Annotated in this window: 3 protein-coding genes and 1 pseudogene; all 4 read left to right on the forward strand. The window is 63.3% G+C overall.

Annotated elements, in window-relative coordinates; genetic code table 11:
- Nucleotides 1–1,531: 1,531 nt before the first annotated feature.
- A complete protein-coding gene (locus AC6A67_RS16690; RefSeq protein WP_498037695.1) occupies nt 1,532–2,194 on the forward strand; it encodes a hypothetical protein in 663 nt (220 codons plus the stop codon).
- 73 nt (nt 2,195–2,267) lie between these two features.
- Nucleotides 2,268–4,445, forward strand: a complete 2,178-nt coding sequence (locus tag AC6A67_RS16695) for a type I secretion system permease/ATPase (protein ID WP_498037696.1) — start codon at nt 2,268–2,270, stop codon at nt 4,443–4,445.
- The gene (locus tag AC6A67_RS16700; RefSeq protein ID WP_498037697.1) at nt 4,442–5,926 is read left to right on the forward strand and encodes an HlyD family type I secretion periplasmic adaptor subunit; all 1,485 of its coding nucleotides are present in this window, start codon (nt 4,442–4,444) and stop codon (nt 5,924–5,926) included. The genes AC6A67_RS16695 and AC6A67_RS16700 overlap by 4 nt, the downstream gene beginning before the upstream one ends.
- 246 nt (nt 5,927–6,172) lie before the next feature.
- Nucleotides 6,173–6,752: pseudogene (locus AC6A67_RS16705) on the forward strand (IS6 family transposase); the annotation flags it as partial.
- Nucleotides 6,753–6,915: the final 163 nt, after the last annotated feature.

The raw sequence follows: 6,915 nt of genomic DNA on the forward strand, positions 1-6,915 counted from the left end.
TGACTGGATGGCTGCTGCAAAAGAAGGTGGGCAAACCGTCGGCGGGTGGGGTGGCGCCGCATACTACTGGAACACGCAGCTGTCCACGCTTTCGGGCGACACCGTTGGTCGTCGGATCATGGAAAGCCCCGCTGAATATGAGAAATTTATCGCCTGCAACGCAAAGGCAATCGTAGAGAGTGTAAGGCGAAGTGGGCTGTCGAAGGAGCAGATAACCACTGCGCTTGATGCCCAGGCGCCTGCCGATGTGATGGCGGAGGTGCTCAACCGGGTCGCTGACAATGTGGACGGAAGCATTGCCTCCCTGGCTGGAGATCCGATGCACATTGAGAGCTATCGGGCGGAAATAGCGCCTGACGGCCAGGTGCGTTGGTACGCGCGCGGCGAGGGCTTGGAGCGGGTTTATGTCGATGGTCCGGCGATCAGTGCGCGGCTCGACGCGCGGCGCGCATTCCGGCTCGACAAGGGCCCGCTAAAGGCGTGGCAAGACATGGATTCCCAGGGCCGAGCGCCCGAAGGCGGCGCAGCACGCGTGATTCAGGACGGCGCAGGGAGCCCGTCGATGTCAACGCCCGTCGCGCCAGGCGACAGTTCTGGCGAGGTGGAGGGGGCCATACTGCCCACCAAGCCGGATGGCGCGGCTGGCGGCAGGGAGATAATGCCCTCAACGGGCGCAAGGGGGGCTGAAGGCGCCGATCCGGCGAAAGAGGATCACGCGGGAGCCACGGCCGAACCAGCGCACGTCACAGGTGAGGCCATTGGGGTCGTGCCCGCTGTCGCGTCAGGCGCCGCGCTGGAGCTGCTAAATCCCAACAAGGGTGAAGCATCAGATGAGGCTGGAATTGCGAAGCCCGTTACCTATATTGTTTCGCCGCCAGTCGACAGTGAGCTGGCGCCGGCGCCTCGCGCTGACGCGCCCGCGCCGGTCACGGATGGCGCGGTTGTAGCGTCCCAATCGTCGTCCCAGCCTGCGCCCCTCTCGGGCCCCGACGATACGCAACCACACAATCCGCCGCCCCAGGAGGCGGCGCCTTTGCCCGTCCCAACACCCGCAACCGTCCCAACACCCGCACCTGTCCCAACACCCGTGCCTGTCACGCCACCTGCGCCTGTCGCCACGCCGGCGTCTCAGCCCACGCCGGTTTTGCCTGTACCTGCGCCGGCGGCTCCACCGCCGTCAATCGCGCCTGCGCCAGCAGCGCCGATCCCACAGTTTGTCCCGCCGCCGCCCCCGCCACCTCCGCTCCCGGCGCCGCCGCCCCTGCCACCTCCACTACCGCTGCCAGCGCCTGTCGTGACGTCTGGCGCGCCACCACTTGAGCTGGGCCCTGGTTCAGTGGCGAACCCGCCGCCCATTGGTTCTTCCATGCCGCCGCCAACCATGTTCAAGCCAGATTATGGCGTTCCGGCCAATCTGAAGATCCACATGAATACGTTGAGCGGAGGCGGTTCGCGGCCGCTCATCCCTGTCCAGCCACCTTTCCCGCCAGTTACGCCATACGTGTCTGGGGTCGGTGGAACCGTTGGGCCAATGTCGTCCATCGGCATTGGCGGCGGCATTGGCGGCGGATTCTCCGGCCACTTCAGAAAACGCAGATCGACATCGCCTGCCGATGAGGCAGCCAGCCCTCGCTTGAGTAGCGGCGCCAACGTGGCCGGGGGCGCAGTAGCGGCCCCGCCGCTTCCCGATCCGATGCTCGACCTGTCACCTGTTGACGTGGCGATTAATGACCAACCACTGGGAGGCGGCGAGAACATCGCTGCAAACAGCCTTGGCCTTGCACTGCGGAGCGGCGTTCCGGGCGGGGCGACGTCGCGTGCGCACGCATGTACTGTTGCAGAAGTGGAAGCCTCAGCGCCCGCTGGCGTGCGTGGCGAACAGCACAGTCTCCCCCGGCCAGCGCCGGCGCCCGAGGATGTGGACGCCATGCTCACCGGTTCTGGGCGACTGATCGAGTTTCGCAAGTGGCGCGAAACCGAGCCTGACGCTTTTTACGACGATCGCGCCAGCCCGGCCCTCTCGGCTGACGTATCAAGATTGATCGATCTTTTGCCTGCTAGCGACAGCGCTTTCCGTTTTGCGGAGACTGTAACGTCCGTTGCACCGACGCTGGCCGAAACACTGACCGCATCGTCAATCGGCGCCGAAGCCCTGGCCCGCCGGTCCGTCGGATTGCCGCCCGAAATCCGCTGAAAACGTCACAATCCTGGTCAGGTCGGAGCGCCAGGTACACCGGCCTGGACGAGGCGAACGGATTCTACACGCCATGAAACACGACAATGAGGCGACGAGCGAAGCCTCTTCGTCAGCGCTCGCGCTCGCGCGCGATGCGGGGCTTGCGGCGCTCTGCACAATTGCAGGCTATTGCGGCATCGCCGTACGGGCAGACGCTGTCGGCCGGGAGAACGCCTTGCAGGCGCCGACGACGGCGCCCGATCTTGTCCGCGCTGCGACATCTGTCGGCCTCAGGGCCCGACGCACCCTCGTGACGAGCGCGCAGCGGTTCCGCACTCTGCCGGCCCCGTCAATCGCTTGTCTTGGCGATGGACAGTTCGCGATTTTTGCAGGGCGGACGGGGGAGAACTCTTACCGGCTGGTGGATCCGGTGTCCTTCCGTGCAACTGAGCTGTCAGCAGAAGAGCTGCTGGAGCGCGGTGTCAGACACATGATCCTGGTGCAACGCAGACGCGGCGGACCAGGGGCAGACGCGGCGAAGTTTGGCCTGGGCTGGTTTCTGCCGTCCCTGTGGCGTTACCGGCGGCCGCTGGCGCATGTGTTGCTGGCGTCGCTCTGCATCCAGATGTTTGCTCTGGTCACGCCGTTGTTCTTCCAGATCGTCGTCGACAAGGTGCTGACGCATCGCTCGTATTCCACACTTATCGTGCTCGTTGTCGGGCTTGCGGCCCTCGGCCTGTTTGAGGTGGCGATGCAATATCTGCGCAGTTACGTGCTCACGCACACCACTAACCGCATCGATGTTGAGCTTGGCCGCCGCATGTTTCGCCAATTGTTGCGGCTGCCGCTGAATTACTTCGAAACACGCCCGGCCGGACAAACCGTGGCGCGCGTGAGGGAACTGGAAAACATCAGGTCATTTCTGACCGGGCAGGGCATGTTTTGCGGATTGGACCTGATCTTCACCATCATTTTCATCGTCGTGCTGTTCGCCTATTCCACCACGCTGGCGTGGATCGTGGTCGCCTCGATCCCGCTCTACGTCGTCATCGGTATGGTGATCAGGCCGCTGCTCAAACAGCGTGTCGACGACAAGTTCGACCAGGGCGCATGGAGCCAGCAATTGCTGGTGGAAAGCGTGGTCGGAATTCAGACACTCAAGGCGGCAGCCGTCGAACCGATCGTCGCCAGCCAGTGGGAAGAACGGCTCGCTGGCTACGTGCGGGCGTCGTTCTCTGCCGCCATGCTCGCCGCCATGGGCCAGAACGCCATCCAGTACGTCAGCAAGCTCAGCAATGCGGCGTTGCTGCTGTTCGGCGCGCATGCCGTGATCAAGGGCGAGATGAGCGTTGGCGGCCTGGTGGCCTTCAACATGATTGCTGGCCAGGTGGCGCAGCCCATTCTGCGGCTGTCGCAACTGGTGCAGGACTTTCAGCAGGTTCAGGTCTCCATCGCGCGGCTGGCGGACATTCTGAACGCCGCGCCCGAGCCTCGGCCAGACAAGATGCAGATGCTTCCGGCGCCTCGTGGCGCCATCCGTCTCCAGTCGGTTTCGTTTCGTTACAGGCCCGATGGGCAGGACGTGCTGACTGGTGTTTCGCTGGATATCCAGCCGGGCGAGGTGATTGGCATCGTCGGGCCGTCCGGCTCCGGCAAGTCCACGCTGACACGATTGATCCAGCGGTTCCATATCCCGGTCGAAGGCCGCGTGTTCATCGATGGGCATGACATCGCTCAGGCTGACCCTGCGTGGCTCCGGGCGAGCATCGGCGTGGTGTTACAGGAGAATTTGCTGTTCAACCGCACCATTCACGACAACATTGCGTTGGCCGACCCATCGCTGTCGCGTGACGCCGTCGTCGCGCTGGCGCGCCTTTCGGGCGCAGACGAATTCGTCGTCAGCCTTCCCCGCGGCTACGACACCATGATCGAGGAGCGCGGGGCCAACCTCTCGGGCGGCCAGCGCCAGCGAATCGCGATTGCCCGGGCGCTGGCGACCAACCCGCCGATCCTGATCCTCGATGAGGCGACCAGCGCGCTCGATTACGAAAGCGAACGCGTTATCCTGGCCAATATGCGCGACATCGTCCGGGGGCGGACGGTCATCATCATCGCCCACCGTCTTGCCACTGTCCGGCAGTGCGACCGGATCATCAGCATGAAGGGTGGCCGCATCTTGGAGGAGGGGCCGCACGATGCGCTTCTTGCACAGGCCAATGGGCTGTACGCCCAGCTGTGGCGCCTCCAGACCGGTGAGGCCCTGGCATGAAAACGACGCACTGGATTTCCGCCAGGCGACGGCGCCGCGCTCAGCCCGCCCGGCTCCGCGCTGATATGGAGTTTCTCCCCGCCGCACTGGAAATACTCGAAACGCCTGCTTCACCAGTGAGGGCTGCGTTCATCGCACTCATCGCCAGCATCACATTATTTGTCACAATCTGGATGTGGCTTGGCCAGATCGACATCGTGGCGACAGCGCAAGGAAAAGTTCAGCCATCGGGGCGGGTGAAGATCATTCAGGCGGCAGCGCCGGGCAAGGTCATGTCGCCGCCCGTCGCCAATGGCCGGAGCGTGGCTGCCGGCGAGGTCCTGGTGCAACTGGAGGACTCGCAACAACGCGCCGACAGCCTGGCGCTGGCGACAGCACATGCGAACTGGTTGGCGGAAGTCATGCGCAGGGAGCGGGCCATCGCGACCGCCGCGTCACTGGACCAGTTGCACATGCTACAGCAGTCATTGCTGCACGACGGCGCTGAACTGAAATTTCCGGTCCACATTGCCGTTGCTATCCAGCAGCGCGAGGCCGCCTGCTTGCGGGCGGATCTTGAGCGACTTGGGGCTTCCCTCGAGGCCCTTGCTGCGCAGCGTGCGCAACATATGGCCGAAGCCAGGGGCTTGCGGCTCGCCATCGCTGCGCGACAGACGTTGATTGCGACGCTACAGCAACGGGTCGCGATGCGCGCAGAGTTGCTTGAGAGGAAAGCTGGCAGCAAGGCTAACCTGATTGACGCGGTCGAGATCAGGCAGAAGGAAGAAAGCGCCCTGGAAGATATGCAGGGCCGGCTGTTGCAGGCGAACGCCGCCATTGTGGTCAGCGAGCGGGAAGCGCGAAGCCATGTGAACACATTCGTCGCCGAGCAGCGGCAAAAACTGTCCGATGCGTCACGCCAGGTTGAAGAACTTTCGCAGGGCATGATCAAGGCCAATGAGAACCTGAACCGCATGACGATCAGAAGTCCCATCGACGGGGTCGTGCAGGCGTCTGCCATCTCTACCCCCGGCCAGGTCGTCCAGCCAGGCGCGGAGCTGATGCGGGTGGTCCCGCGCGCCGCCCGGCTTGAGATTGAAGCCTATCTGCCAAACCGCGATATTGGGTTTATCACGGAAGGCCAGGCAGCCGTCATCAAGGTCGAGGCGTTTCCCTTCACACGCTACGGCACGATTCCCGGCCGTGTCGCCCAGGTTGCGACAGACGCCGTCCCCGAGCCCGACGCCCAGCAGCTGGAGCAGGCGGCGGCACAGGAACTGCAGGCAGTTGTGCCCCGAGGCAATGTGCAGCGCATGCAGAACCTGGTGTTCTCCGTCCTCGTCGAGCCGCACGCGTCCAGCATGGTCATCGAGGGAAAACACGTTCCCCTGTCGCCCGGCATGGCCGTCACCGTCGAGATCACCACGGGCAAACGCCGCATAATCGACTATTTGCTCGCGCCCGTTGCACGCGTGCTGTCAGAGTCTGTTCATGAACTCTGAGCCGCTGAAGACGAACCTGCCACCCAAATTGCTGAAGGTGACGCCGGGAACCACACGGCAGGTTAAGCTCCCGGTGAGCTCTGTTTGTCGCCATCGAAGGGGGTCCCGTTTCATACGGGGACATGATCTGGCGGAAGGCGCTTCTGAATGGGTGAGTGAGGGTAGTCCCGAGCGCACGCCTGTCACAAACTTCGCAGAAGATATCTTATGGAATATCTGGGCGGTTTGCTCGCTGTTGCGGTCTGGCACGAAACCGCGCCTTTCAAGGTTCTGGTCTACGCGCCGTTGATCGAGAAGCGCCTGCGCCGCTTCCGCAAACCCCATTGCGCATCAATCCGTGTGGACGAGATTTACGTCAAACTCCGTGGCGAATGGCGGTATCTCTACCGCGCCGTGAACAAGCACGGGGCGCCGATTGATTTCCTGCTCACAGCACACCGCGATCTTGCCGCGGCCAAACGCTTTTCCGTAAGGCCCTGAAAGTTTGCCACCTGCTTGCGCCGGACACGATCGGCAAGGAGGGGGCCAGCGTCTATCCTGCGTCCAGCAAGGACGGCGCCATGGAAGGCCTTCTGGGCGCCGATGTCACCCATTGCGTCTCAAAGCACCTGCCGCAGGTAATCGAGAGCGACCACTTCGGCTCAAACAGATGATGCCGAAAGCGGGCTGGCTGCGCAGTTTCGCGACGGCGCGGCGTACGATCGCTGGCTTTGACGCGCTACTGTGGTTGCGGCAGGGCTTCGGCTTCGTCGGCGACTGGACGGTCCGCCGGCAGAATGAACTGATCGCACTCTGTTTCGGACTTCGAAAGGTTAACGAAACCTGAAAACAGGGGGGCGCAGGGATCTTTGCGGCTACCGCCACGGTTTGCGACAAGCCCCATGGAAGTTGATTGAGCTTGCCAGAACCTCCCAAAGGAGCGAGATGCCCTGCGAGCAAGGCCTTACAGAGAACCGTTACACTCTTGCTGATCCAAGGTCCTTCCCACA

The sequence above is a fragment of the Camelimonas sp. FR25 genome, from assembly GCF_059740505.1.